The organism is Actinocorallia aurea (assembly GCF_054783995.1).
On record NZ_BAAGPQ010000023.1, the window covers coordinates 120,592 to 145,577 of the forward strand.

General features: G+C 71.7%; 25 protein-coding genes. 8 read left to right on the plus strand and 17 right to left on the minus strand.

The window, feature by feature from the left end; translation table 11 throughout:
* Positions 1-22: 22 nt before the first annotated feature.
* From ACYVOM_RS26830 to ACYVOM_RS26840, 3 genes are all read right to left on the minus strand, one after another.
* Entirely contained in the window at positions 23-892 is an 870-nt protein-coding gene (locus tag ACYVOM_RS26830) for a bifunctional methylenetetrahydrofolate dehydrogenase/methenyltetrahydrofolate cyclohydrolase (RefSeq protein WP_460306283.1), read from the minus strand.
* Positions 893-962: 70 nt separating this feature from the next.
* Positions 963-2,039, minus strand: a complete 1,077-nt coding sequence (locus ACYVOM_RS26835) for a DNA glycosylase AlkZ-like family protein (RefSeq protein ID WP_460306284.1) — start codon at positions 2,037-2,039, stop codon at positions 963-965.
* Positions 2,040-2,106: 67 nt separating this feature from the next.
* Positions 2,107-2,265, minus strand: coding sequence for a hypothetical protein (locus tag ACYVOM_RS26840; RefSeq protein ID WP_460306285.1), 159 nt, complete (start codon positions 2,263-2,265; stop codon positions 2,107-2,109).
* Between the two features lie 315 nt (positions 2,266-2,580).
* On the opposite strand from ACYVOM_RS26840, the gene ACYVOM_RS26845 reads away from it, so the two are divergent.
* Positions 2,581-3,438, plus strand: coding sequence for a sulfurtransferase (locus tag ACYVOM_RS26845; protein WP_460306286.1), 858 nt, complete (start codon positions 2,581-2,583; stop codon positions 3,436-3,438).
* Between the two features lie 130 nt (positions 3,439-3,568).
* Here ACYVOM_RS26845 and ACYVOM_RS26850 read toward each other — a convergent pair whose 3' ends face one another.
* The 5 genes from ACYVOM_RS26850 to purN form a co-directional block, all read right to left on the minus strand.
* The gene (locus ACYVOM_RS26850) at positions 3,569-3,808 is read right to left on the minus strand and encodes a hypothetical protein (protein WP_460306287.1); all 240 of its coding nucleotides are present in this window, start codon (positions 3,806-3,808) and stop codon (positions 3,569-3,571) included.
* A gap of 90 nt (positions 3,809-3,898) precedes the next feature.
* A complete protein-coding gene (locus ACYVOM_RS26855) occupies positions 3,899-4,120 on the minus strand; it encodes a hypothetical protein (RefSeq protein WP_460306288.1) in 222 nt (73 codons plus the stop codon).
* On the minus strand, positions 4,120-4,578 hold the full coding sequence (locus ACYVOM_RS26860; RefSeq protein WP_460306289.1) for a helix-turn-helix domain-containing protein: 459 nt from the start codon (positions 4,576-4,578) through the stop codon (positions 4,120-4,122). Before ACYVOM_RS26860 ends, ACYVOM_RS26855 begins: the two co-directional genes overlap by 1 nt.
* A 197-nt stretch (positions 4,579-4,775) precedes the next feature.
* Positions 4,776-6,335, minus strand: a complete 1,560-nt coding sequence (purH, locus tag ACYVOM_RS26865; protein ID WP_460306290.1) for a bifunctional phosphoribosylaminoimidazolecarboxamide formyltransferase/IMP cyclohydrolase — start codon at positions 6,333-6,335, stop codon at positions 4,776-4,778.
* Positions 6,332-7,003, minus strand: coding sequence for a phosphoribosylglycinamide formyltransferase (gene purN / locus ACYVOM_RS26870; protein WP_460306291.1), 672 nt, complete (start codon positions 7,001-7,003; stop codon positions 6,332-6,334). The genes purH and purN overlap by 4 nt, the downstream gene beginning before the upstream one ends.
* A gap of 145 nt (positions 7,004-7,148) precedes the next feature.
* On the opposite strand from purN, the gene ACYVOM_RS26875 reads away from it, so the two are divergent.
* Complete coding sequence (locus tag ACYVOM_RS26875) at positions 7,149-7,565, plus strand: hypothetical protein (protein ID WP_460306292.1); 417 nt, start codon at positions 7,149-7,151, stop codon at positions 7,563-7,565.
* 26 nt (positions 7,566-7,591) lie between these two features.
* Here ACYVOM_RS26875 and ACYVOM_RS26880 read toward each other — a convergent pair whose 3' ends face one another.
* From ACYVOM_RS26880 to sucC, 3 genes are all read right to left on the minus strand, one after another.
* Positions 7,592-9,187: a cell division protein PerM gene (locus ACYVOM_RS26880; protein WP_460306293.1), complete on the minus strand. Its 1,596-nt coding sequence runs from the start codon at positions 9,185-9,187 to the stop codon at positions 7,592-7,594.
* Positions 9,188-9,326: 139 nt separating this feature from the next.
* Entirely contained in the window at positions 9,327-10,214 is an 888-nt protein-coding gene (gene sucD, locus ACYVOM_RS26885; RefSeq protein ID WP_460306294.1) for a succinate--CoA ligase subunit alpha, read from the minus strand.
* Positions 10,214-11,398, minus strand: a complete 1,185-nt coding sequence (sucC, locus tag ACYVOM_RS26890) for an ADP-forming succinate--CoA ligase subunit beta (protein ID WP_460306295.1) — start codon at positions 11,396-11,398, stop codon at positions 10,214-10,216. Before sucC ends, sucD begins: the two co-directional genes overlap by 1 nt.
* Positions 11,399-11,657: 259 nt before the next feature.
* On the opposite strand from sucC, the gene ACYVOM_RS26895 reads away from it, so the two are divergent.
* The gene (locus ACYVOM_RS26895) at positions 11,658-13,022 is read left to right on the plus strand and encodes a glycoside hydrolase family 15 protein (protein ID WP_460306296.1); all 1,365 of its coding nucleotides are present in this window, start codon (positions 11,658-11,660) and stop codon (positions 13,020-13,022) included.
* Positions 13,023-13,042: 20 nt separating this feature from the next.
* Here ACYVOM_RS26895 and ACYVOM_RS26900 read toward each other — a convergent pair whose 3' ends face one another.
* Both ACYVOM_RS26900 and ACYVOM_RS26905 read right to left on the minus strand, forming a co-directional pair.
* Positions 13,043-14,791, minus strand: coding sequence for a tetratricopeptide repeat protein (locus ACYVOM_RS26900; protein ID WP_460306297.1), 1,749 nt, complete (start codon positions 14,789-14,791; stop codon positions 13,043-13,045).
* Between the two features lie 431 nt (positions 14,792-15,222).
* Positions 15,223-15,669 (minus strand): SRPBCC family protein, encoded by a 447-nt coding sequence (locus ACYVOM_RS26905; RefSeq protein ID WP_460306298.1) that lies wholly within the window; start codon positions 15,667-15,669, stop codon positions 15,223-15,225.
* 73 nt (positions 15,670-15,742) lie between these two features.
* On the opposite strand from ACYVOM_RS26905, the gene pcrA reads away from it, so the two are divergent.
* The gene (pcrA, locus tag ACYVOM_RS26910; RefSeq protein ID WP_460306299.1) at positions 15,743-17,986 is read left to right on the plus strand and encodes a DNA helicase PcrA; all 2,244 of its coding nucleotides are present in this window, start codon (positions 15,743-15,745) and stop codon (positions 17,984-17,986) included.
* On the opposite strand, the gene ACYVOM_RS26915 is transcribed toward pcrA, so the two are convergent.
* Positions 17,983-19,344, minus strand: coding sequence for an LCP family protein (locus ACYVOM_RS26915; RefSeq protein WP_460306300.1), 1,362 nt, complete (start codon positions 19,342-19,344; stop codon positions 17,983-17,985). The genes pcrA and ACYVOM_RS26915 overlap by 4 nt on opposite strands.
* Before the next feature lie 265 nt (positions 19,345-19,609).
* On the opposite strand from ACYVOM_RS26915, the gene ACYVOM_RS26920 reads away from it, so the two are divergent.
* Together ACYVOM_RS26920 and ACYVOM_RS26925 are read left to right on the plus strand one after the other, a co-directional pair.
* Positions 19,610-20,152 (plus strand): RNA polymerase sigma factor, encoded by a 543-nt coding sequence (locus tag ACYVOM_RS26920; protein WP_460306301.1) that lies wholly within the window; start codon positions 19,610-19,612, stop codon positions 20,150-20,152.
* 5 nt (positions 20,153-20,157) lie between these two features.
* Complete coding sequence (locus tag ACYVOM_RS26925) at positions 20,158-21,027, plus strand: hypothetical protein (protein ID WP_460306302.1); 870 nt, start codon at positions 20,158-20,160, stop codon at positions 21,025-21,027.
* A 3-nt stretch (positions 21,028-21,030) separates the two neighbouring features.
* On the opposite strand, the gene ACYVOM_RS26930 is transcribed toward ACYVOM_RS26925, so the two are convergent.
* Positions 21,031-21,660, minus strand: coding sequence for a LuxR C-terminal-related transcriptional regulator (locus ACYVOM_RS26930; protein ID WP_460306303.1), 630 nt, complete (start codon positions 21,658-21,660; stop codon positions 21,031-21,033).
* Positions 21,657-22,796 carry a PspC domain-containing protein gene (locus ACYVOM_RS26935; protein ID WP_460306304.1) on the minus strand — a complete coding sequence of 380 codons (1,140 nt, stop codon included), beginning with the start codon at positions 22,794-22,796 and terminating at the stop codon, positions 21,657-21,659. The genes ACYVOM_RS26930 and ACYVOM_RS26935 overlap by 4 nt, the downstream gene beginning before the upstream one ends.
* Positions 22,797-23,038: 242 nt before the next feature.
* Here ACYVOM_RS26935 and ACYVOM_RS26940 point away from each other — a divergent pair, with 242 nt between their 5' ends.
* Entirely contained in the window at positions 23,039-24,316 is a 1,278-nt protein-coding gene (locus ACYVOM_RS26940) for a PspC domain-containing protein (protein ID WP_460306305.1), read from the plus strand.
* The gene (locus tag ACYVOM_RS26945; protein WP_460306306.1) at positions 24,306-24,500 is read left to right on the plus strand and encodes a hypothetical protein; all 195 of its coding nucleotides are present in this window, start codon (positions 24,306-24,308) and stop codon (positions 24,498-24,500) included. Before ACYVOM_RS26940 ends, ACYVOM_RS26945 begins: the two co-directional genes overlap by 11 nt.
* Here the strand turns inward: ACYVOM_RS26945 and ACYVOM_RS26950 are convergent.
* Positions 24,491-24,907, minus strand: coding sequence for a cupin domain-containing protein (locus ACYVOM_RS26950; RefSeq protein ID WP_460306307.1), 417 nt, complete (start codon positions 24,905-24,907; stop codon positions 24,491-24,493). The two genes, ACYVOM_RS26945 and ACYVOM_RS26950, sit on opposite strands and share 10 nt — an antisense overlap.
* Between the last annotated feature and the right edge of the window lie 79 nt (positions 24,908-24,986).

Sequence of the window (24,986 nt, forward strand, 5' to 3'; positions counted from 1 at the left end):
GATACGGAGATCAGCCCTCATCTCAGGCGGACGCCGCGTCCGCGGATGCTGTTTCTTCCGCCGACTCGACCACGTTCGCCAGCAGCATCGCGCGGGTCATCGGACCGACGCCGCCGGGGTTGGGCGCCACCCAGCCGGCCACCTCGGAGACGGCGAAGGACACGTCGCCCGCGAGCTTTCCGTCGACCCGGGACACGCCGACATCCAGGACGGCCGCGCCCGGCTTGACCATGTCCGCGGTGATCAGCCCGGGTACGCCCGCGGCGGCGACGATGATGTCGGCGCGGCGGGTGTGCCGGACGAGGTCGCGGGTGCCGGTGTGGCAGAGCGTCACCGTGGCGTTCTCGCTGCGCCGGGTCAGCAGCAGGCCGAGCGGCCGGCCGACGGTCAGGCCGCGGCCGATCACGACCACCTCGGCGCCGTCGATCGGCACGTCGAAGCGGCGCAGCAGCTCCACGATGCCCTTCGGCGTGCACGGCAGCGGCGCGTCCTTGAGCATGACCAGGCGGCCCAGGTTCATCGGGTGGAGGCCGTCGGCGTCCTTCGCCGGGTTGATCAGCTCCAGGACGCGCTGCTCGTCGAGTCCCTTGGGCAGCGGGAGCTGCACGATGTAGCCGGTGCACGCCGGGTCGGCGTTCAGCTCGGCGACCGCGGCCTCGACCTGCTCCTGGGTGGCGTCCGCGGGCAGGTCCCTGCGGATCGAGGTGATGCCCACCTCGTCGCAGTCGCGGTGCTTCATGTTCACGTACGCGTGGCTGCCCGGGTCGTCGCCGACCAGCACCGTGCCGAGGCCGACGGAGACCCCCTTGTCCTTGAGAACGGCGACCCGCTGCTTCAGGTCCGCCTTGATCTCGGCCGCGGTGGCCTTGCCGTCCAGAATCGTTGCGCTCATTGCTCTCCTCGCCTGCGTCACCCCATTGTCCCAGCGGGGCAGCGGTGCGCCGCCCTGGGGGCGGGCGGTGTCAGGCGAGGGCCGGTGGGCGGACGCTATCGGGGGTGCTGCCTCGCAGGTCGCCGAGTTCCTCGCGCAGGAAGCCGCTCGCGCGGTCGATGACGTCGTGGAGTTCGTCGTCCGGCGGGGTCCAGGTCGTCCAGACGATCTCGCCGCGGTCGTGGTCGAAGTCCCAGAAACCGATGAGCCTGCCCCGGTCGAAGATCGCCTGGGCGGGCAGGCCGCGGAGGCCGCCGTGCTCGGGGTCGAGGACGCCGCGCAGGTCGTGCCGCAGGTGGTGGAGGCCGTCCAGCGCGCTCACGACCGCGTAAGACGGGGTGCCCGGTCGGGAGAAGTCGCCGAACTCGTCGACGTCCTGCACGAGCAGGTCGCCGTCGACCTGGGCGTGCAGGTCGAGCGGGGCGACGGCGCCGTGGGCCGCCTCCTCGGAGAGGCCGGAGAACCATCGGAAGTTCGCCAGCGAGGCCACGCCGATCCACCGCCAGTACCGCTCGGCGAGGGCCGTGCGGGCCTCGGCCGACTCCGGGACGTGCGGCGGGCTCCAGCGGACGTAGCCGTGGCCGGGCCGGTCGAGCCGGCCGCTCATCGGGACCCGTCTGATCTCGCCGGACGACTCCAGCAGGGCCAGCGCCGCGCCGAGCACGGCCCGGCCCGCCTCCCCGGGTGGGAGCAGGCCGTGTAGGTCGAGCGCGGCGGCGTCGACGGGTTCGTCGGTCATCGCGTCGCCGACGAGGCCGATGATCCGGTCGAGGGTCTGGTGCGGGATGCCGCGGGCGTCGCAGGCGTCCACCTCGGCGCGGGCGGCGGGCGCGGCCATGCGCAGGCCCAGGCCGTAGTCGTCCTCGGGCAGCACGTAGGTGCGGCCGCGCGCGGTGCGGATCTCGCAGATGCGCCCGTCGGCGACCGCGGTGTCGGTGCCGGTCCGGCCGGTGCCGGAGCGGCTGAAGATCGTCAGGTAGGGGTTGAAGCCCCCTACCGACCTGGCCCAGCCCGTCCGGTTGAGCACGTCGGCGGGCCCGGCGCCGGAAAGGGACCCGTCGAGTCCCTGGCGGGCCGACCAGAAGGCCCTCAGCTTCTCTTCGTCCATAGGACGGATGTTCCCCGCACCACACGGGTACCCCCACCCGATTTGGACGCTTTTGTAGGGGTTTTGCCTACAGCTCGGTATCGCGGGCGCCGCGGCGCTCCAGAACCCAGTCCGTGGCCTTCCACCCGGCCTGCCCCGCGAGCATCGCGGCGAGCATCGCCGCCGCGAGCCCCACGTACTGCCGCCCGTCCGTCGCCCACGACGTGCTCTCCAGGACCAGGCCCATGACCATTCCCACCGGGTCGCCCCCAAGTTCACGCAGACGTCGAGATTTCACCAGAGGCTACCCATGGACAGGGGGTGCGCGACCACGTCTTGGCAAGAACGGCATCGGCGATGGCGCAAGAAAAGTGACTCTAGTGAATAAAAGTGACATAGATCTACAGGAGTGAGGAATCCTCCGCGGGTCGCGGCCCGTTGGTCCTTCGAGAGGGCACGTCCGGAACCGCAGTGCGGCACCGGTCGCCAGTTCCTCGACTAAACAGGTAGGTTTTATAGGTAAGCCCCGATCCCGGGGCCGTCCCGTCGGAAGGAAGCGCACATGTCCCATCCCCTGCTGGTCGACGCCGCCTGGCTGCACGAGCACCTCGAAGACCCAGCGATCCGGATCCTCGACGCCACCACGTTCCTCACCCAGCCCGAGGGCGACGGGTACTACGACGTCGAATCCGGCCGCCAGGCATACGAGAAGGCCCATGTCCCGGGCGCCGTCTTCGCCGACCTGCTCCACGACCTCGCCGACGAGACCGCCGCCACCACCTTCACCGCCCTGCCCAGTGCGGAGTTCGCCGCCAGGCTCGGCGCCCTCGGCGTCGGCCCCGGCACCCACGTCGTCATCTACGACCAGGGCCCCAACATCTGGGCGACCCGCCTGTGGTGGAACCTCCGCTACGAGGGCTTCGACTCGATCTCCGTCCTGAACGGCGGCCTCCCCGCCTGGATCCAGGCCGGCAACGAGGTGAGGAGCGGCACCGAGTCCTACGAGCCCGCGACCTTCGAGGCCGCCCGCCGCCCCGAGCTGTACGCCTCCAAGGAGGACGTCCTCGCCGCGATCGACGACCCCGGCACCGTCCTGGTCAACTCCCTCGACCGCCCCACCTTCACCGGCGCCCGCCAGACCTACGCCCGCCCCGGCCGCATCCCGTCGAGCACCAACGTCCCCTTCCCCGAACTCCTCGACGAGTCGGGCTTCAAGTCCCCCGAGTCCGTCCGCCCCCTCTTCGATTCGGCCGACGCCCTGGACACGTCGAAGAAGGTCATCACCTACTGCGGCAGCGGAATCGCCGCCACCGGCCTCGCCTTCCACCTCGCCCAACTGGGCCGCCCCGACATCGCCATCTACGACGGCTCCCTCACCGAATGGTCCGCCGACCCCACCCTCCCCCTGGTCACGGGCTGACAGAGGCTCACCCGAAGCCCCGGGCCCCCAAACCCGGGGCTTCGCCGTCCCCTGACACACGACCACTCCAACGACCGCTAGAGCCAAAGCGTCGGAGGCGGCTACGGGGCCCTCCGATAGGCGCCGGGCCTCACTCGCGAAGCGCTGCCGCCGACTCGACGAGCCCGGCACGTTCCAGCGCGTCAAGGACGTCCGCGAAGGTCTTCGGAGGTCTCTTCCGACTGGATCCCATCTCGTGGACGCACGATCGCACGGTGCTCCCGTCGAGATCCAGCTGATCGAGGATGAAGTCGTCGGGGCCTTTGGCTTCCATCCCGTAGGGAGAGAGGGCGTCAGCGGGGAAGTCCTTAAGGTTCGAGGTGACGATCACTTCCGCGCCGCATCTGATCGCCGCGGCGACGACGTGCCGATCTCCGGGATCAGGCAGCTTGACCCCATCGATGATGGCTGTCGTAGCCCTCTACCAGAGCACCGGAACCGCTGCGTTCATCAGTTCCCGCAAACGCGCCGGCTTGTCCGGGCCCATGCCCGGACGGTTCACGGCGAGATCGCGGGTCATCTCGTCGAGGATCTCGTTGGACCAGTGCGCCTGCACCAGGCCGGCTCTGGCCACACGGATGAGCAGGTCGCGTATCTCGTTACCGTGGAGCACGTTGGCGTCGTAGACCACCGCGAAGGCCATCAGTAGAGGTCCAGTTCCTCACTGAGGGCCACGAGGTCGTCTGCGGCTTGGCGGGCGTGGGCGTCGCTTTGCCGTTTGTAGGCCATCAGGTCCTCGAATCGGACCCGGCGGTGCCGTCCGACGAGCCGGTGCGGGATCTTGCCGCCGTCGAGCAGGCCGATGAGGTAGGGCCGGGACACATTGAGGATGTCGGCGGCCTGCCGGGTCGTCAGTTCGGCGTGGTTCGGGACGACGGTCACGCCCCGCCCTTCGGCGAGTTGCGTGAGCATGTAGGCGAACATCGTCACCGTGTCGCGTGGCAGCACGAGGGCCTCTTCACCGGCCAGCTCCACGTGCACCCGGACGTCCTCGTCACCGGGGTGCGCCGCCAGGAAATCCTTGATCCGTCGCAGCGCCCTCCCCGCGTCCCGCGACCTCACCTGGCCCGGCTCAAGGGACTTCGGTGTCTTCACCGTCATGGTGCACCTCCTCCTCCATAAGCAGCATGTGCACCAAACGCAGCAGATGCAACACCCCTGTTCGCGAAGTACCCGCAGGCCAGAGGCATGAATACCAGCGAAACGCCCGATAAAGGACGGGGTTGGGAGCTTCGGCGAAAAGGGGAACGCCCCGCGCGGCGGTGGGCCGGGCGGGGCGTTCGGAAGGAGTCGCGGGGTCAGTGGAAGAAGTGGCGGGTGCCGGTGAAGTAGAGGGTGAGGCCTGCCTTTTCGCAGGCGGCGATGACCTCTTCGTCGCGGATGGAGCCGCCGGGCTCGACGATGGCCTTGACGCCGGCGGCGATGAGGATCTCGGGACCGTCGGCGAAGGGGAAGAAGGCGTCGGAGGCGGCCACCGAGCCGGCGGCGCGGTCGGCGGCGCGCTGGACGGCCAGGCCGCAGGAGTCGACGCGGTTGACCTGACCCATGCCCACGCCCACGGAGGCGCCGTCCTTCGCCAGGAGGATGGCGTTGGACTTGACCGAGCGAATGGCCTTCCAGGCGAACTGGAGGTCGGCGAGCTGCTCCGCGGAGGCCGCCGGGCCCGCCTTGAGCTCCCAGTTGGCGGCGTCGTCGCCGCCCTCGGCGACGAGGTCGGCGGTCTGGACGAGGAGGCCGCCGCTGATCTGGCGGAGTTCGGGGCGGGGCTCGCCGGAGAGGTCCTCGGCGACGAGGAGGCGGATGTTCTTCTTCGTCTGGAGGATCTCCAGGGCCTCCGGCTCGAAGCCGGGGGCGACGACGACCTCGGTGAAGATCGGGGCGATCTGCTCGGCCAGCTCCCTGGTGACGACCCGGTTGGCCGCGATGACGCCGCCGTAGGCCGAGACGGGATCGCAGGCGTGGGCCTTGCGGTGGGCCTCGGCGATGTCGGCGCCGACGGCGATGCCGCACGGGTTGGCGTGCTTGATGATCGCGACGGCGGGCTCGGCGAAGTCGTAGGCGCTGCGGCGGGCCGCGTCGGTGTCCACGTAGTTGTTGTAGGACATCTCCTTGCCGTGCAGCTGCTCGGCGCCGGCGAGGCCGCCCGTGCCCGTCGTGTACAGCGCGGCCCGCTGGTGCGGGTTCTCGCCGTAGCGCAGGACCGCCTTGCGGACCGCGGTGGTGCCGGTGAAGTCGGCCCAGCCGGAGTCGGTGCCGGTCTCGTCGGGCGCGTACACGTTGGCGAACCAGGACGCGACGGCCACGTCGTAGGCGGCGGTGTGGGCGAAGGCCTGGGCGGCGAGCCGCTTGCGCTGGACGAGGTTGAAGCCGCCCTCGGCGACCGCGGCCAGCACGTCGCCGTAGGCCGACGGCGAGGTGACGACGGCGACCGACGGGTGGTTCTTGGCGGCGGCGCGCACCATGGACGGCCCGCCGATGTCGATCTGCTCGACGCACTCGTCCGGCGTCGCCCCGGACGCGACGGTCTGCGTGAACGGGTAGAGGTTCACGATCACGAGGTCGAACGGCTCGACGTCGAGTTCGGCGAGCTGCGCGACGTGCTCGGGCAGCCGCCGGTCGGCGAGGATCCCGGCGTGGACGCGCGGGTGGAGGGTCTTGACCCGGCCGTCGAGGCACTCGGGGAAGCCGGTGAGCTCCTCGACCTTGGTGACGGGCACCCCGGCCGCGGCGATCTTCCCGGCGGTGGAGCCGGTCGAGACGAGCTGGACGCCCGCCTCGTGCAGCCCGCGGGCCAGCTCTTCCAGTCCGGTCTTGTCGTAGACGCTGACCAGGGCCCGCTTGATGGCGATCCGGCTCACGGCTGGGATCCCCCCTCATTCTCCTCGGCGCCGCTTTCTCCGGTCGGACCGGGGGCGCACACACTGCACTTCATGGACACGTGGCGTTCGTCACGGTGGGTCCAGCCGTTGCGGGCGAGCCTGCCGATGACGTCGATGAACAGCCGCCGCTCGACCTGCTTGATCTTCTCGTGCAGCGATTCCTCGTCGTCGTGCCAGCCGACCTTGACCGCTTCCTGGGCGATGATCGGGCCGGTGTCGACGCCCGCGTCCACGAAGTGCACGGTGCAGCCGGTGACCTTGACGCCGTAGGCGAGCGCGTCGCGGACGGCGTGCGCCCCGGGGAAGGCCGGGAGCAGCGCCGGGTGGGTGTTCACGACGGTGAAGCGCTCCAGGAACCGGGGTCCGAGGATCTTCATGAATCCGGCGGAGACCACGAGGTCGGGCGCGTGCTCGGCGACGGCGGCGGTGAGCGCCTCGTCCCAGGCGGCGCGGGACGGGTGGTCCCCCACCCGAGCCACGAACGTGGGGAGTCCCGCCCGCTCTGCCCGGTCGAGTCCGGCGATACCGGGACGATCGGCGCCCACGGCAACGACCTGCGCCCCATAAGCTGGGTCCGCGCACGCGTCGAGCAGCGCTTGAAGATTCGTCCCCGCTCCGGAGACGAGAACGACGAGCCGGGCGGTCAACGGAACTCTCCTGACGGAAGATCGTTACAGGTCAGGGGACGGTTCCCCCGATCAGCGGCGGAGCAGTCCGCCGCGAAAACTCTATCTTCCGTCGGGAAGATCCCTTGCAGCGGCCGGGACGCCGCCACAACCCAGGAGGAATTCGGTGAACGAGCAGGGTCCCGCGACCCCGGAGACCACGAGCCGGGCCGGGCTGCGCCCGCTCTGGCTGGGCCTCGGCGCCCTGATCACCATGCTGTGGTTCCCGCCGATCTCGATCGTGCTGGGCATCGCGGCGGTCGTCGTGGCGGTCCGCGCGCGCCGCGCGGCACGGGGCGAGAAGACGCCGGGCCTGATCGCGGGTGTGGTCATGGGCCTGATCGCGACGGCGATGTCGGCGCTGTCGCTGCTCGGGACGGCACTGCTCTACGACGAGTTGCAGGGCCTGACGAAGTGCCAGGCGGTGGTCAACACCGAGACCGACAAGCAGCACTGCCGGGACGAGTGGCTGCCCAAGATCGAGGACAAGCTGAACCTGCCCAAGGGCTCGTTCGAGAAGTACGGGTACGACAAGTTCTTCTGACCGGCCCTGGCTGACGGTCCTGCCCGTCAGTCGCGGCGGCGCAGGATCGGCTCGGAGTCGACGAAGGCGAAGGGGTCGTCGCCGGGCGTCCGGCGCGGCCGCGGCTGCGGCACGGCGGGCTCCGACGCGGAGGCGGGCACGGCGGCCTCCGCGGCCTCGTGGTCGTAGACGTACTCGGGTTCGGCCTCGACTCTGCGCCGCTTCTGGCGCTTCGTCCGCTTGGCCCGCCCGGGCCGCTCCTCCCGGAACATCCACCAGTTGACGATCCAGGCCGCGCAGGCCGCCGCGAGGCCGACCTCCAGCGCGGTGAGCAGCCCGACCCGCCAGGCCGACGGCCCCATCGTGGCCATCCGCTCGTCGCCGAGCGGCCCGCCGGAAAGGGCCGCGAGCCCGGTGACGATGCCTCCGGTGATCACGCCCGACAGGAATCCCCACAGGGGCGCCGCCTCGTAGACGGTGCTGGGGAACGACCGCACGGTCAGCACCCCGCCGACGATCCCGGCGAGGAACGGGGCGAGCAGCGCGAACAGCGAGATCGCGGGGGCCGGTCCGGGTTCGGGGAGCGCGGCGAGGGGCGGGAAGGTCGGCAGCGCGCCGAGGAACACGCCGGTGGGCGACACGGTGGTCCCGGCGCCGACGGCGAAGCCGGGGCCGACCGCGAACGACACCCCCCAGATGATCGCGTTCGGCAGGTAGAGCAGTTCGACGAGCAGGAGCAGGGCGCCGCCGAGCCTTCCGGGGGCGAGCATCGCGTAGAGGTCGGCGGCTTCGCGGTGGTGGACGGCAAGGGAGGCGCCGACGAGGATCGCGCCCGCCGCGACGAGCACGGCGAGCGCCCCGAGGACGCCGGTGAGGACGGAGCGGGGCCGCTCGGGCAGCAGCCGCAGGAGCGCGCCGATGCCGGAGCGGACGCGGCCGCGCCCGGCGGAGATGGCCCGCGCGGCGCCGAGGCCGCCGGCGAGGATCGCGAGGGTGAACGCGGCGAGGAACGCCTGCCAGGGCGACGGCTTCAGGGCGGGCATCTGGGCGATGAGCGCGAGCGCGACGGCGAAGGTGGCGTAGGGCGCGGCGAGCAGCAGCGCGACCTGCAGGACGCCGACGCGCTGGCGGTACCGGGTCTCGGCGGCGCGGATGATCCAGCCGCCGCTGCGGTAGAGCAGGGCGGCGGGCAGGAGGGTGAGTCCGAGCGGGAGCAGCCCGACCCGGCCGACCTCGGCGTCGAATCCCGCGTGGTGGGCGACGAGCCAGAAGTTGACGGCGAGCCGGAAGACTCCGGGGAGCCCTTCGCCGAAGGGGACCTCGTGGGCGGAGGTGGCCCACCCGGCAAGGGTGACCGTGGTGAGGATCACCAGTCCGAGCGCGACGGACCAGGCCGCGGCGACCATCCCGGTGACGGCCAGCGGACGGGCCGGGGGCGCGCTGCCGCGCGGCGGCGCGGGCCGGGGAGGCCGGGGGCGCGCGGGCGGCCTGGCGGCGGATTCGGCGGCCTCGGCCGCCTCAGCGGGCTCTGCCTGCGGCTCGGGGGTCCGCTCCGCTTCGGGGAGTGCCTCCGGGAGGGGAGGCGCGGTCTCCCCGTCGCGGACGACGCGGAGCCTTCGTCCGGGCTGCTCGGCGTTGCTCATGGGTTCATGCTGGCAGTCCGGCCGGTCGCCCGCGCCGCGTCGGCCCGGCGTGTCGCACGACGTAACGCACAAAAGACGCGAACAGGCCGCCCCCACCGAGGTGGGGACGGCCTGGACAGAACCGGGTGAGCCGGAAGGGCTACAGGTTCTGCATGATCTCGCGCATCAGGCGGGCGGTCTCGCTCGGGGTCTTGCCGACGCGGACGCCGACCTTCTCCAGCGCGTCCTTCTTGGCCTGCGCGGTGCCCGCGGAGCCGGAGACGATGGCGCCGGCGTGGCCCATCGTCTTGCCCTCGGGGGCGGTGAAGCCCGCGACGTAGCCGACGACCGGCTTCGTGATGTGCTCGCCGATGTAGGCCGCGGCCCGCTCCTCGGCGTCGCCGCCGATCTCGCCGATCATCACGATCGCGTCGGTCTCCGGGTCGTCCTGGAACGCCTGGAGCGCGTCGATGTGCGTGGTGCCGATGACGGGGTCGCCACCGATGCCGACGCAGGTCGAGAAGCCGAAGTCGCGCAGCTCGAACATCATCTGGTAGGTCAGCGTGCCCGACTTGGACACGAGACCGATCCGGCCCTTGGGCGTGATGTCCGCGGGAATGATGCCGGCGTTGGACGCGCCCGGCGAGGCGATGCCGGGGCAGTTCGGGCCGATGATCCGGGTCTTGTTGCCCTTCTGGACCGCGAGGGCCCAGAACTCGGCGCTGTCCTGGACCGGGACGCCCTCGGTGATCACCACGGCCAGCGGGATCTCGGCCTCGATGGCCTCGACGACCGCGTCCTTGGTGAACTTCGGCGGCACGAAGACGACGGACACGTCGGAGCCGGTGGCCTTGATGGCCTCCTCGACGGTGCCGAAGACCGGCAGGTCCTTGCCTTCGAGGGTCACCGTGGTGCCGGCCTTGCGCGCGTTCACGCCGCCGACCACGTTGGCGCCGGAGCGGAGCATGCGCGCGGCGTGCTTGGAGCCCTCGGAGCCGGTGATGCCCTGAACGATGATCTTGCTGTTCTCAGTCAGCCAGATGGCCATTACGCACCTACCGCAGCGAGTTCGGCGGCCCGGCGGGCCGCGTCGTCCATGGTCTCGACCTGCTCGACGCCCGAGAGCGCGGCGTCGTTGAGGATCTGGCGGCCGAGCTCGGCGTTGTTGCCGTCGAGGCGGACGACCAGCGGGCGGTCGACGGTCTCGCCGCGCGAGCCGAGCAGCTCGTAGGCGGCGACGATGCCGTTGGCGACCGCGTCACAGGCGGTGATGCCGCCGAAGACGTTGACGAAGATCGACTTCACGGCCGGGTCGGAGAGGATGATCTCCAGGCCGGCGGCCATGACCTCGGCGGAGGCGCCGCCGCCGATGTCGAGGAAGTTGGCGGGCTTCGGAGAGCCCGGGAACTCCTCACCGGCGTAGGCGACGACGTCGAGGGTCGACATGACCAGGCCCGCGCCGTTGCCGATGATGCCGACGTTGCCGTCGAGCTTGACGTAGTTGAGGTCCTTCTCCTTGGCCTTCGCCTCCAGCGGGTCGGCGGCGGCCTTGTCCTCCAGCTCGGCCTGGCGCGGCTGGCGGAAGGAGGCGTTCTCGTCGAGGGAGACCTTGCCGTCCAGCGCGCGGACCTGGTCGTCGGCGGTGAGGATCAGCGGGTTGACCTCGACCAGCGTGGCGTCTTCCTTGGTGAAGACGGTCCACAGCTTGGCGATGATGTCGGCGGCGCCGTCGAGGGCGACCTCCGGCAGGCGGCCGGCCTCCGCGATCTCGCGGGCCTTGGCCGCGTCGACGCCTTCGAGGGCGTCGATCTGGATCAGCGCGAGCTGGTCGTGGGGGACGTCTTCGATCTCGACGCCGCCTTCGACGGTGCAGATCGACAGGTAGGTCCGGTTGGCGCGGTCGAGCAGGAAGGAGAAGTAGAACTCCTGCGCGATGGCGCTGCCTTCCTCGACCAGGACCTTGTGGACCGTGTGGCCCTTGATGTCCATGCCGAGGATCTGGGTGGCGAGGGCTTCTGCCTCGTCCGGGGTGTCGGCGAGCTTGACGCCACCGGCCTTGCCACGACCACCGGTCTTGACCTGGGCCTTGATGACGACCTTCTTGCTGCCGGCCGCGAAGAGCTCGGTAGCGATCGCCTTGGCCTCTGCCGGGGTGTTGGCGACCTTGCCGGTGGGCACCGGTACGCCGTACTCGGCGAAGAGTTCCTTCGCCTGATGTTCGAACAGGTCCACGAGGACGTCCTTCTGAGGGATCGACGGGTGATGACCGCACGTGCGGTAATCACGGCGGTCCGCTCCGGCACGCAAGCCTAGCCAACGAGTTCCCCAGCACCTGCCAGCGGGGTTGCTTACCGTCGGGTAGTTGAGGGAATGCAACCTCTATCTGATGATTTGGTGGCCTCTGATCTACTAGCTGGAGATTTACCGGTGAATTCAGGGGGACTGGCCGATGTGGCGACGCCGGACGCGGCTCACTGTGGCACTCATCACTTTGGCAGCCGCGGCCACCTGCAGCGCCCGCGACCCCCTTTCTGGACCGCCCGGATACCAGAGCCCCGGACTCGTCGGAGGCGGCGGCTGGCCTTATGCGCAGGCCCCGGTCAGCCCCGCGGACGCCGAAGGCGCCGGGTACATCCTGAACAGCTCGGTCCTGCGCCTCGCCGACGGCCGCGCGATGCTCATCCCGCACGGCGAGACCCGCGCGGTGACCGTGCCGATCACCGATCCGCGCGTCGGCGCGGCGGTGAAGGGCGACCGCGACTGGCTGAGCTCTGGAACGGTCCCGGGCGAGGACCTGGAGCACCGCGACATGGCCTCGCGCGCCCTCCTCGACCTGCGGCTGCTGACGACCCCGACGGGCGCGTCCACCGCGTCCTGGTACGGCATGTGGAACTACGTGTGGCCGCGCGACGCCGCCTTCCACGCGGCGGCCTTCGCCGCGACCGGCCACCTGTCCGAGGCCCGCGCCGTGCTGGCGTTCCTGGCCCGGGTGCAGGGCGGCGACGGGAGCTGGGACACCCGCTACCAGGTGGACGGCAGCGCGGTCGACGACGGCCGCGCGCTCCAGCTCGACGAGATCGGCTGGGTGCTCTGGTCGACGTGGTTCACCTCACGCTTCGCCGGCGAGTCCACCGCGCCCTGGTCGATGGTCGCGTCCGCGGCGGACTGGATCGCCGACCACCTCGGCCCGGACGGGCTGCCGCCGGCCGGTTCGGACTACTTCGAGCGCAGGCCGTCGGTGGAAGAGGATCCGGACCGGCCGACGCTGGGCGTCTCGGCGCCGCTGCTCGCGGGCCTGCGGTCGGCGACGGCGCTGGCCGCCGAGTCCGGGCACCTCGACGAGGCGGCGAGGTGGGGCGAGGCGGCGACCGTCCTGGACGCCGCGATCCGGCGCGAATACGGCCCGCACGGCTATCCCCGCTCCCCCGTCGACGGAGGGAACATGGACGCCTCTGTGACGTTTCTCGCACCGCCGTACGCGCCTGCGGACCTGAACGTGGAGTTCGCCCTCGGCAGGGCCGTCGAAAGGCTCAGCCTGGACAACGGCGGGCTGCTGCCCGGGGAGAACTGGGCGGGTTCGACCACCACCGCCTGGACGCCGGAGGTCGCGATGTTCGCGCTCGCCGACGCCGCCTCCGGCCGCACCGTGCAGGCCGAGGCCTGGCTGGACTGGCTGGCCGGGCACCGCACGCCCCTGGGCGTCCTGCCCGAGAAGGTCGACGACGAGCTCCGGCCGGCCTCGGTGGCGCCGCTCGGCTGGACCGCGTCCCTGGTCGTCCTCGCGCTGCGCGCCCTGACCGAACCGCTGCCGGTACCGCCTGTGCCCGGCGCGGCCGTCGTGGACGAGGCGGGCTGAGCCGCCCCGTCCGTCGGCGCTCAGAGGGGGACGCCCGCGGCGAGCGCCTCGGTGATCTCGGCGTCGTCCGGGGCCAGGGCGTGGGCGCGCGCCAGGTCCGCGGCGGCCTCGTCGGCGCGGCCCGCGGCGCGCAGCGCGAGCGCCCGGTTGAACAGCAGGCCCGGGTCCTCGGCGAGCCCGACGGCCCGGCCGAGGTCGGCGATCGCCGCCTCGACCTCGCCGCGCGCGTAGGCGAGCATGCCGCGCCCGGCCCAGGCGACGGCCAGCGACGGGTCGGCGCGCACCGCCCGGTCGAACGCCGCGCGCGCCCTGACGGGGTCGCCCGCGGCCTGCTCGATCTGGCCGAGCGCGCACAACAGGTAGGGGTTGCCCGGGTCCGCCGCGAGGCCCCGGTCCACGTCGGCGCGCGCCCTGGCGAACTCCTCGACGGCGGTCAGCAGGCCCGCCCGGTTGACCAGCGCGTCGATGAAGTCGGGGTCGAGTTCGAGCGCGTAGTCGAGGTCGGCGAGCGCCCCGGCCAGGTCGCCGCGCGCGTAGGCGATCTCGGCGCAGTTGAAGTAGGCCTCGGCGAAGGGCGGCCCGACGCGGGCGGCGGTCCGGTAGTCGGCGAGCGCCTCGTCGGTGCGGCCCAGCCCGGCGAGGACGTTGCCGCGGTCGATGTAGTAGTCGGGGTAACCGGGGTCGGCGGCGATGACGAAGTCGAGGTCGGCCAGCGCGCTCTCCGGGTCGCCGGCGCTCAGGTGCAACTGGGCCCGGTTGGCGCGCAGCACGAGCCGGTGGATGCGCTGGGCGCCCTCGGGCAGGTCGGTGTCGGCGAGTTCGATGGCGGCCCCCACGAGGTCCATCGCCTCGTCGGCGAGACCGCGCCGCGACTGGATGAGCGCCTTGCCGTTCATGTCGAAGCCGAGCTTGACCGCGCGGTCGGCCTTGTCGGGCAGCAGCCCGCACAGCGCGATGCCGACGTTCACCCAGCCGAGCGCCGCGTCCAGGTCGCGCATGGCGGGGTCGTGGTGCCGGGTGAGCAGCATGGCGCTGGTGTAGGCCATGGTCGACTGCCGGCCGGGGTCGGTGGTGGCGGCGCGGGTGGCGCCGAGCATCTCCTCGGCCTCCTCCTCGCGCTCCAGCGCCCCGAGGCCCACGGCGACGGCGTGCGCGATCGCCCACCAGTCGTCGCCGTCCACCTCGGCGTCGGCCAGGCCGCGCCGTCCGATCTCGACGACCGCGTGATGGCAGCCGCGTTCCTGGCACCACTCGACTGCCGCGCGGACCGCCGCGGTCCCGCCCTCGGCGCCTCCCCAGAAGGGGGCCCGGCGCTCCGGTTCGGGGCCGGGCAGGTCGCAGACGACGACGGTGAGGTCAGGCACCCTCCGGACGAGCACGTCGACGATCTCGCGGTCGGCCGGGTCGGCCTCGGCGTACCCCGTGACGAGGAAGGTCGCGGGCCCGGTGAGGGAGTCGCGGACGAACTCGGCGAAGCCGTTGGCGACGCGCAGGGTCCGCTGCGGCGCGGGGATGAGGATGCGCTCCGCCCGCGGAACGGTGTCGGAGAGCGTGGTCCGGCTCAGGGGGACGGGCAGGTCCGGGGCGATCGCGCGCAGTTCGACGTCGTGCGCGGCGATCACGTCGGCCGGGGCCTGCGGGAAGAGCGCGCGGGCGAGGCCGGACGCCGCGGCGTAGGGGCCGCTGGCCCGGCGGTCGGCCTCGGCGGCAGCCAGCAGAGGCGGCAGGTCTTTCGGCGGGACTGGCTTGTCGACCGTCAGGAGGGGCACAGCTGTCTCCGGGTCTGGGGGAGGCTCCGGTTTGCGGGGGTCCGATTCGCGGGTGCGAGGAGGGGTTGGACCGGTCCCTCGCGCGGGACCGGTCCGACCGGTTCACGCGTGTTTGGCGCTCGCCTTCCCCCGCAACGAAACAGTGCCCTTCTTGTGTACGACGACCTGCTTCACGACCATCCCTCTCTGGATTCGAATACGGCGGAACCCCGTCGGTGTGGAACGCCCGCGCCGACTGCTCGGTCAGGCTTCCGCCCTGGTTAAGCCATAGATCAACAGAGAAGCACTATTGCGGCATTCGTCGCAGTTCCCTAAGTTATGACCGCTTTCGGACATCTGTTACTAATCTGACGAAAATTAATGACAGAGACCCCCTCGAATGAGGGGGTCTCCAGGGTCCACGAACAGGGCAGGAAGTCCCGAACCGGCGTCTACGTGTGCGCGGGGCAGCCCGGTTCGCAGCGCGCGGTGTGCCGCACGAGAAGCGTCGCGAGGACCCGCGCCGCGAAGGTGAGGACGGCCCGGACGACGGGCCCGGTGCCGGGGATGTGCGGGGAGCCCTGCCCGTTCCACTCCACAAGGGTGCCGCCGCCCTTGGGGGTGAGCCGCACGTCCGCCCGGTACCCCTTGATCGGCCGGGGGAAGAGCATGACGTAGGCGTAGTGCGCGTCCTGGTCGTAGGCGACGCACTGCTCCCGAACGGGGAAGATCGCGCGGACCGCGCCCACCCCGTCGGGCTCCGGGGCGCCGTCGACGGCCCGGCGCGCCTTCGTGGGCAGCCGCATCCACACCGGCCACGCCTCCGCGATGGCCAGATGCCGGAACACACGGTCGGGGGCCGCCGTCGTCAGTGCGGCGAACGTCGCTTTCTGGAGCATGCGCCGACTGTAAGACTCCGCTTACAACACCGGCAAGAGACCCCCACACCGACACTCGGCCATACACTCAAAGATGATGTCGACTGCAACCTCGAACCCTCTCGTTGACGGGCTGAACCCGCAGCAGCGTGCCGCCGTGGTCCATGCCGGCGGCCCCCTGCTCATCGTCGCGGGCGCCGGATCCGGCAAGACCAGGGTCCTCACGCACCGGATCGCCTACCTGCTGGCCGAACGGGACGTGCACCCCGGCCAGATCCTCGCGATCACGTTCACCAACAAGGCCGCCGGGGAGATGAAGGAGCGCATCGACTCCCTGGTCGGCCCCCGCTCGCGCGCCATGTGGGTGATGACCTTCCACTCCGCCTGCGTGCGCATCCTGCGCCGGGAGGCCTCCCGCCTGGGCTTCCCCAGCTCGTTCTCCATCTACGACCAGGCCGACTCCCAGCGGCTGATGGCCCTGGTCTGCCGCGAGCTGGACCTCGACCCCAAGCGCTACCCGCCCAAGTCGTTCTCCGCGCAGGTCTCCAACCTCAAGAACGAGCTCATCGACTACGAGACGTTCAAGGCGCGGGCGACCACCCACATGGACCAGACCCTGGCCCAGGCGTACGAGATGTACCAGGCCCGCCTCCACCAGGCCGGCGCCATGGACTTCGACGACCTGATCATGACCACGGTCAGCCTGCTGGAGATCTTCCCCGACGTCGCCGAGCACTACCGGCGGCGGTTCCGGCACATCCTCGTCGACGAGTACCAGGACACCAACCACGCCCAGTACGAGCTGGTCCGCAAGCTCGCCGCGCCCGTCGAGGGGCTCGGCCCGGCCGAGCTGTGCGTGGTCGGCGACGCCGACCAGTCGATCTACGCCTTCCGCGGCGCGACGATCCGCAACATCCTGGAGTTCGAGCGCGACTACCCCGACGCGACCACGATCCTCCTGGAGCAGAACTACCGCTCCACCCAGACGATCCTGTCGGCCGCCAACGCCGTGATCGAGCGCAACGGCGACCGCAAGCCCAAACGGCTGTGGTCCGACCAGGGCGAAGGCGAGAAGATCACCGGCTACTCGGCCTCCAACGAGCACGACGAGGCGGCGTTCGTCGCCGCCGAGATCGACAGGCTCGGCGACACCGAGGGCGTGAAGCCCGGCGATGTCGCGGTCTTCTACCGGACCAACGCGCAGTCCCGCGTCTTCGAAGAGGTCTTCATCCGCGTCGGCCTGCCCTACAAGGTCGTCGGCGGCGTGCGGTTCTACGAGCGCAAGGAGATCCGGGACCTCCTGGCCTACCTGCGGGTGCTGGCCAACCCCGAGGACACCGTCTCGCTGCGCCGCATCCTCAACGTGCCCAAGCGCGGCATCGGCGACCGCGCCGAGGCGACCGTCGAGGTGCACGCGGCCCGCTCGCGGATCTCGTTCTGGCAGGCGCTGCGCGAGGCCAAGGCGGTCCCCGGTCTGGCCACCCGCTCCCTCAACGCGATCAACGAGTTCGTCGCGCTGCTGGAGGACCTGCGGACGATGGTCGACGGGCACGGGCCCGCCGAGATCGTCCAGGCCGTGCTGGACAAGACCGGCTACCTCGCCGAGCTGAGGGCGTCCAAGGACCCGCAGGACGAGACCCGCGTCGAGAACCTGCAGGAACTGGAGAACGTCGCGCGCGAGTTCGAGGACCTGCTCGAAGCGGGCGACGACACGCGCGAGGAGGGCGACGCCGAGCCGCCGAACCCGCTGACCGCGTTCCTGGAGCGGGTGGCGCTCGTCGCCGACTCCGACCAGATCCCCGACGACGGCGAGGGCGTGGTCACCCTGATGACCCTGCACACCGCCAAGGGCCTGGAGTTCCCCGTCGTGTTCCTCACCGGCATGGAGGACGGCGTGTTCCCGCACCTGCGGGCGCTCGGCAACCCCAAGGAGCTGGAGGAGGAGCGCCGTCTCGCCTACGTCGGCATCACCCGGGCGCGCGAGCGGCTGCACGTGTCCCGGGCGCAGATGCGGTCGTCGTGGGGCGCGCCCCAGTCGAACCCGGTCTCCCGGTTCCTCAAGGAGATCCCGCCGAACCTGATCGTCGAGAAGGCCGCCGAGCCCCTCGCGGCCCCGGCGCTGTCGGCGGCGGCCGCGCGGCCGGGCGCGCGCTCGCCCGGCAACCGGGCGGTGCCGAACCTCGCCGTGGGCGACCGCGTCACGCACGACAAGTACGGGCTCGGCACCGTCATCGCGGTGGACGGCGTCGGCGACAAGGCCTCGGCGTCCGTCGACTTCGGCGGCGGCGACGGCGTCAAGCACCTCGTGCTGCGCTGGGCCCCGGTCGAGAAGCTCTAACCGCAGGTCGCCGCGAGGGAGTCCGGCTCGGCCGTCTCCTTCGCGGTGGGCTCGGTCTCCGGCTCGGCCGGGTCGGTCGGCGCGTTCGTCGCGGCGGCCGGGCTGACGGCCGCGGTCGGCTTGTTCGAGGGCTTGGCGGCCAGGGCCTCGGTGACCTTCGCGCGGATCAGCTCCCAGTCCGGGTAGGCGGTGCTGATCAGCGGCGGCACGAACTGGACGCTCTTGACGTCCTTGCCGCGGATCTTCTTCGACAGCCGGATCAGGCCGGGCAGCGCGTTGGACGGCAGGTCGGTGGACACCGCCCGCTTGGCGGCGCCCGCGATGCCGTGGAAGCGGGTGAGCAGCGTGCCCGGGTCGGCCTGCTGGGACAGCGCGTAGAGCAGGCACTTCTGCCGGCCCATCCGGTTGTAGTCGTCGCTGTTGGTGCGGGTCCTGCCGAACCACAGGGCCTGCTCGCCGGTGAGGATCTGGTCGCCCGCCGGGATGCGGCCCTGGCTCTGCTTGCCGTAGATCAGCTCTTCGGTGACGTTGATGCGGACCCCGCCGACGGCGTCGACGAGCTGGGCGAACCCTGCCATGTCCACCATCACGTAGTAGTCCACCTGGAGCCCGAGGATCCCGCCGACGGTCTGCTTGAGCAGCTCCGGGCCGCGCTTGCCGTCCGCGACGCCCGGCACGATGTCCGGGTGGTCCTCGGCCCACTGGAAGACCTCGTTGAGCAGGCCGGGGCTCGCCCCTCCGTCGCCCTGGAAGCCTTCGGGGAAGGCCGCCTGGGAGACGGGCGTCGGCATCGGCACGTCCTCCAGGTTGCGCGGGAGGCTGAACAGCGTCGTGGTGCCCTTGCGGGTGTCGATGCTGGCGACCGTCATGCTGTCGGTCCGCACGCCGGGCCGGTCGGGCGCGGCGTCGGCGCCGATGAGCAGCAGGTTGATCCGCGGGACGTGGAACGGGTTCTTGTTGGTGCCCTTGGCGAAGACGTCGTCGACGAGGTCCTGGGAGACGCGGGTCAGCTCGACCGCGTAGGCCAGCGGCGCGGCCACGGCCAGGCACAGCACGACCACGAACGCGACGAGCACGGGTCGTCGGCCGGGCGAGACGAGCTGGTAGGAGCGCACGATCACCGCGGCCCACACGGCGCCGACCGCGACGAGGCCGACCCGCAGCACGTTCAGCCACTGCGGCTGCACGAACCACTCGGTCGCGCTGTCGCGCAGCGGTACCGCCAGCAGCACCACGCCGACGGCCAGGGCGACCTGGAGCGCCAGCAGCAGCGCACCCGCCACCCGCCGCCCGGTCACGAAGTGAGCGGTGCCCCACGCAAAGGCGGAGGCAAGGGTGATCCCGATCGCGCGTTTCATCCCCGCCAAGATACCTTCGCCATCCGTCACGCTCCCGAAGAGTGCCTCACGAGTAAAGACGTCTGACGGGGACGAAATGTTTACCTTTCGACCCGAGAGACCGATCTTGGATTCTGAGCGTGAACCCTCCACGCGGCTTCCGGAGAGACAGGGTGTGACAGTTCTCCGAACAACAGCCGGGTCCCGCGATCCAGCCCATCCGCCCCCTCCGGAGGCGGCCCCGCCCGTCCCCGGTTCGCCTTCGGCACGGACGGACGCCGAACTCGTGGTCGCCTCCGCGGAACGGCCCGAGCTCTTCTCCGGTCTCTTCGCCAGGCACGCCGACCCCCTCTACCGGCACGTTTCCCGACGTATCGGACCCGAGGCGGCCCAGGACGTCGTCGCCGAGACCTTCCTCACCGCGTTCCGCAAAAGGGGCCGGTACAACAGCGCCTATCCGGACGCCCGGCCGTGGCTCTACGGCATCGCGACCCGGCTCGTGGCCCGGCACCGGCGCGACGAGATGACCCGCTACCGGGCCCTGGCCCGAACCCAGGCCGAATCCGCCGCGCCGGCCGCCGACGACCGGGTGGTGACCGATCTCACAGCCACCGCCGCCCGGTCGGCGCTCGCCGCGGCCCTCGCGGGCCTCTCGGCGGGAGACCGGGACGTGCTCCTGCTCGTCGCGTGGGCCGACCTCACCTACGAGGAGACGGCCCGCGCCCTCGGCATCCCCGTCGGCACCGTCCGGTCGCGGCTGAACCGGGCCCGCCGCAAGACCCGCGCCGCGCTCGGCGCCAACCCCCTGACCAGCATGGACGAGGAGTGACCCCGATGGACGAGATGACGGAACTGCGCGACCTCGGCCGCGCCCTCGAACACGCCCCGCCGCCCCTCACCGCCCCCGAGTTCACCGGCGGCGTCCGCCGCCTCCCGTCGCTGCGCGGCTGGCCCGCCCTCGCCGTCGCCGCCGCCGCGACCGCCGCGATCATCACCGTCCCGGCCGTCGTCTGGTCCGGCGGCCCCGAGAGCTCGCCTGCGGCCTCCGCCCCGGCCCAGGCCGACTCCTCCGCGGAGCTTCGGAAGCAGGCGACGGACCCGGCCACCTGGGCCGTCGGCCTGTCGGAATCGGGGAAGTACCCCGCGATCACCTCGGCCCAGTCCGGTGTGGATTCCGAGGCGCCGCAGCAGTGGGACGTGATGATCGGCGTCTACACCAGCCCGGCAGCCGATTCGGACGGGTGCGAGATCCCCACCGACAAGGAGCCGGGCGAGAAGCCCTCCTGCGCCGAGATCACGACCAAGGCCGTCAGTCCGGACGCCGAGGAGACCTCCGTCACGAAGCTCCTCGACACGCTGACCTTCAAGGCGCAGGGCGCGGAGGCAGACGGCTCCACCGGGCCCGCGGCGCTCGGCACGGTCCAGGAGACCCTCACCCTCCGCTTGGGCGACGCCGGCCGGCGCGGAGAGTTCCTGGACGCCCTGGCGAAGTACCCGGGCGCCGAGCGCGACGAGAAGGCGACCGACCCGATCGGACGGCCCGCCGCGTCGATCACGATCCCCGGCACCGGTCAGAGCCACTGGGAGATCTTCTACGACGCGGCGACCGCCAAGTACCTGGGCGGCCGGTACACGGACGGCACGGGCAAGGAGCCCTTCGCCACGGTCATCCTCGACATGGCGTACGGCACGAAGGGAAGCTAGCCGTCAGACGAGGCGGCGGGCGGCGGCCCAGCGGCTCAGCTCGTGCCGGTTGGAGAGCTGGAGCTTGCGCAGCACGCTGCTGACGTGCGTCTCGACGGTCTTCACCGAGATGAACAGCTCCTTGGCGATCTCCTTGTAGGCGTAGCCGCGCGCGATGAGGCGCAGCACCTCCCGCTCGCGCGCGGTGAGCTGGTCGAGTTCGGGATCGGCCGCGGGGGCGTCGGTCGCGCTGAACGCGTCGAGGACGAAGCCGGCCAGGCGGGGGGAGAACACCGCGTCCCCCTCCGCCACCCGGCCGATCGCGTCGGTCAGCTCGGGTCCGGAGATCGTCTTGGTCACATAGCCGCGCGCGCCGCCACGCACGACCCCGATGACGTCCTCGGCCGCGTCCGAGACCGAGAGCGCGAGGAACCGGGTGGTCTTGGACGGCAGGACCCGGCGCAGCACCTCGACGCCGCCGCCGCCCGGCAGGTGGACGTCGAGGAGCACGACCTCGGGCTCGGTCGCCGCGATCACCGACACCGCCGAGTCGACGTCGGCGGCCTCACCGACGACCTCGATCTGCGGGCCCAGCTCGGCCCGCACCCCGGTCCGGAACATCTGGTGGTCGTCGACCAGCACCACACGCGTCACTTCTTCAGCTCCAACCTGATCTCGGTGCCCTCACCGGGGGCGCTGCGCACCCGGGCGGTACCGCCGTGCCGTTCCATCCGGCCGATGATCGAACCCCGCACCCCCATTCTGTCGGCAGGCACCGCGTCGAGGTCGAACCCCTTGCCCCGATCCCGGACGAAGATCTCCAGCTCGTCGCCGGAGACCTCGGCGTACACCGAGACGCTGGGGGCGCCGGAGTACTTGGCGGCGTTGACCATCGCCTCGCGGGCCGCCTGGATCATCGCGCCGATCCGGTCGTCGAGCGGGCAGTCGCCGACGCAGACGACCTCGATCGGGACGCCGTGCAGGTCCTCCACCTCGGCCGTCGTCTCCTGGACGGCCGCCGCGAAGTTGCGGGACGAGTCGGATTTCGGCTGGTAGAGCCAGGCGCGCAGGTCGCGCTCCTGTGACCTGGCGAGCCGCGCGACCTCCTTCGGGTCGTGCGCGTTGCGCTGGATGAGGGTGAGGGTGTGCAGCACCGAGTCGTGGATGTGCGCGGCGACCTCGGCCCGTTCCTGCGACCTGACGCGCTCGGCCCGCTCGGCGTCCAACTCCTGCCAGAGCTTCACCAGCCAGGGCGTGATGACGACGGTGACGCCGGTGAGGATGATCGCGGTCGCCAGCAGCACCTGCGGGATGTCCTGCGGGGAGACCCGCTGGGCGAAGAACCCGCCGATCCCCGCCGTCACCAGCAGCGCGCCCAGGAGGCTGCGCCACCACATGCCCTGCGGCAGCGACACGAAGCGCTCCCGCTGGTCGCGGCTCGACTGCTGCCAGAGGATCACCGCGCCGATCCCGACGACCAGCACCGGCCACAGCGCGATCTGGGCCAGCCCCGACACGCCCGTCAGCAGCGACAGACCGCCGCCGAGCAGCGCGTACGCGACGAGCTGCGCCGGATCGCGCCGCCGCCGCTCCTCGTCCCTCGCGGGCGCGAGGATCCAGAACGCGGCATAGGCCGCGATCCCGTAGACCCCGGCCGCGCCCAGCACGACGAAAGCCAGCCGCACGACGACGGGCTCCAGCCCGAACTGTCCGGCCAGCCCCGCGCACACGCCCGCGAGCAGCCTGCCGTCCCGGCGGCGCTCAAGCCGGACGATGCCTGTCGACCCCATGCCTTGATTTCACACCCAACCGGGCCCGCGCGCATCGGGGAACCACCCCTGATCCCTTCTCAGGGTCGCGTAAGGGTCCCCGAGAGACCGGCGCCAGGCCTCCTGACCCGGCCGAAGGCACGACGGTGCTCTTCGTGATCATGCTCTGCACCGGACGTTCCGGGGCGCCGCGCGCCGAATCAGGGTCGGCTCAGGGCTGTCCCGGATACCGGGACGGAACGGGGCGGGAGACCATGGGAGGCATGACGACGGACAGGCTGACCCGGGGGGCTGAGGGACGCCTCGTCGCGGGCGTGTGCGCCGGGCTCGGCCGGTACACGCGGATCGACCCCCTGGTGTTCCGGATCGGGTGGGGAGTGCTCGTCTTCCTCACCTGGACGGCGATCCCCCTGTACATCCTCGCGGCGGTGCTCATGGCCGAACCGGACGGCGGGCCGGGGGTCGTCGAGCGGAGCAGGCGGCGCGCCGTCGCCGGGTCGGCCGTCCTGTCCCTGCTGGGGATCGCGCTCGCGGGCGGGGTCGTCCTCGACGTCATCGTCAGCGGAACGACGGGCGGGCTCGACGCCGGCGTCCTCGGCTCGCTGATGATCCTGCTGCTCATCGGCATGATCGCGCAGACGCGGGGAGTGGACCTCGTCGAAGCGGCCCGGACCCTCCCCGACGGGCTGCGCGGCGAGCCCCTCTCCCCGCTCCCCGTCGCGGAGGCCCCTGCCGAAACGTCCGGCGGCACGGGCACGGGCATGGGCACGGGCAGCACCGGCACGTGGATCGACCTGGCGACGCTGCGGCCCGTCCCCGCCGATCCGGGCCTCATCGTCGACCTGGGCGCCGCGAGGCCGCGGACCGCGGACGTCAAGACCCGGAGCGCCAAGCCCGTGCGGCCCGCCGGCGCCACCTCGCCCTCCCCCCGCAAGCACACGGGCAAGTGGCTGACCGTGATCACTCTGGTCCTGGCCGCCACGGCGGCCGGCGCGGTCAACTCCTCCCCGCTCGGCCAGGACCATCTCCAGCAGCTCTCGCTGAGCGCCGCGCTCGCCGTCGTCGGGCTCGGCCTGGTGACCGGCACCTGGTTCGGCAGGCCGCGCGGGCTCGTCGGGGTCGGCGCGCTGCTGTCGGTGGCGCTGCTCACCAGCGCCGCGACCACCGAACTGCCCCCCGGAAGCCGGTTCGGCGACGTCGAGTGGCGGCCCGTCGACCCGAAGTCGACCCAGCCGTACCGGATCGTCGCCGGCAACGGCACCCTCGACCTCACCACGCTCGCGCTCGGCCCCGGCACCCGCTACCGGGTCGAGGCCAAGCTCGGCCTCGGCGGCATCCGGATCGTGCTGCCCGCCCACGCGCGGGTCGAACTGCACGCCGCGACGAACCTCGGCGACATCACCGTCGAGAAGAAGATCAACAGCGGGCCGCGGGCCAGGGTCGACCAGGTGCTCGACGGGTCGGGGCCGAACCCGCCCGTTCTGGAAGTGCACGTCAAGGGCATGGTCGGCGATGTGGAGGTGGTCCGCGGTGGCGCATAAGACCGATCCCGGCGCGTTCGTCGGCGGGATCTTCTTCCTGATCGTGGCCGCGCTGTTCGGCGGGGCCGCCCTCTCGTGGGTGGACCTCGCGCCGATGCGGTACCTGGTGCCGTCTCTGGTCGTCGGCTACGCGGTGGTGCTGCTGGTCCGCGGGCTCAGCCGGGGCCGCCGCGATCAGGCGTAGGCGTGCAGGGTGACGGCGTAGCCCTCACCCGGGTTGACGACCTCGTGCATCCGGTCGCCCGCCTGCACCCTGATCCGGTTGGCCCGCAGCGGCCGGGCCGTCGCGCCGTCGTCGCCGACGACGACCTCGGCCAGCTCGCCCGCGATCACCGCCATGATCTGGAGGTGGCCGTCGTGCCCGTGCGCGGGCAGCCGGAACCCGGGCGGCCACGTGATCAGGGTCAGCCCGCCGTCCAGGTCGACGCGGACGCGCTCGCCGGGCGTGAACGTCACCAGGTGCCACCAGGCGTCGGGGCGGGCCGCGGCCTGGCTGACCCGCCAGGCGAGCTGGCCGACGGTCGGCGCGGCATCGGGATGCACCGGCGCGGCGGAGGCCATGGTGATGTCAGGGAAAGTCTCGGTCTTCAACGAAGATCCTTCGGGTGGTCGACTGACGGGGCGGAGTACGCGGGTCAGCGACAACAACACGAGAAGGCGGAAGACATGA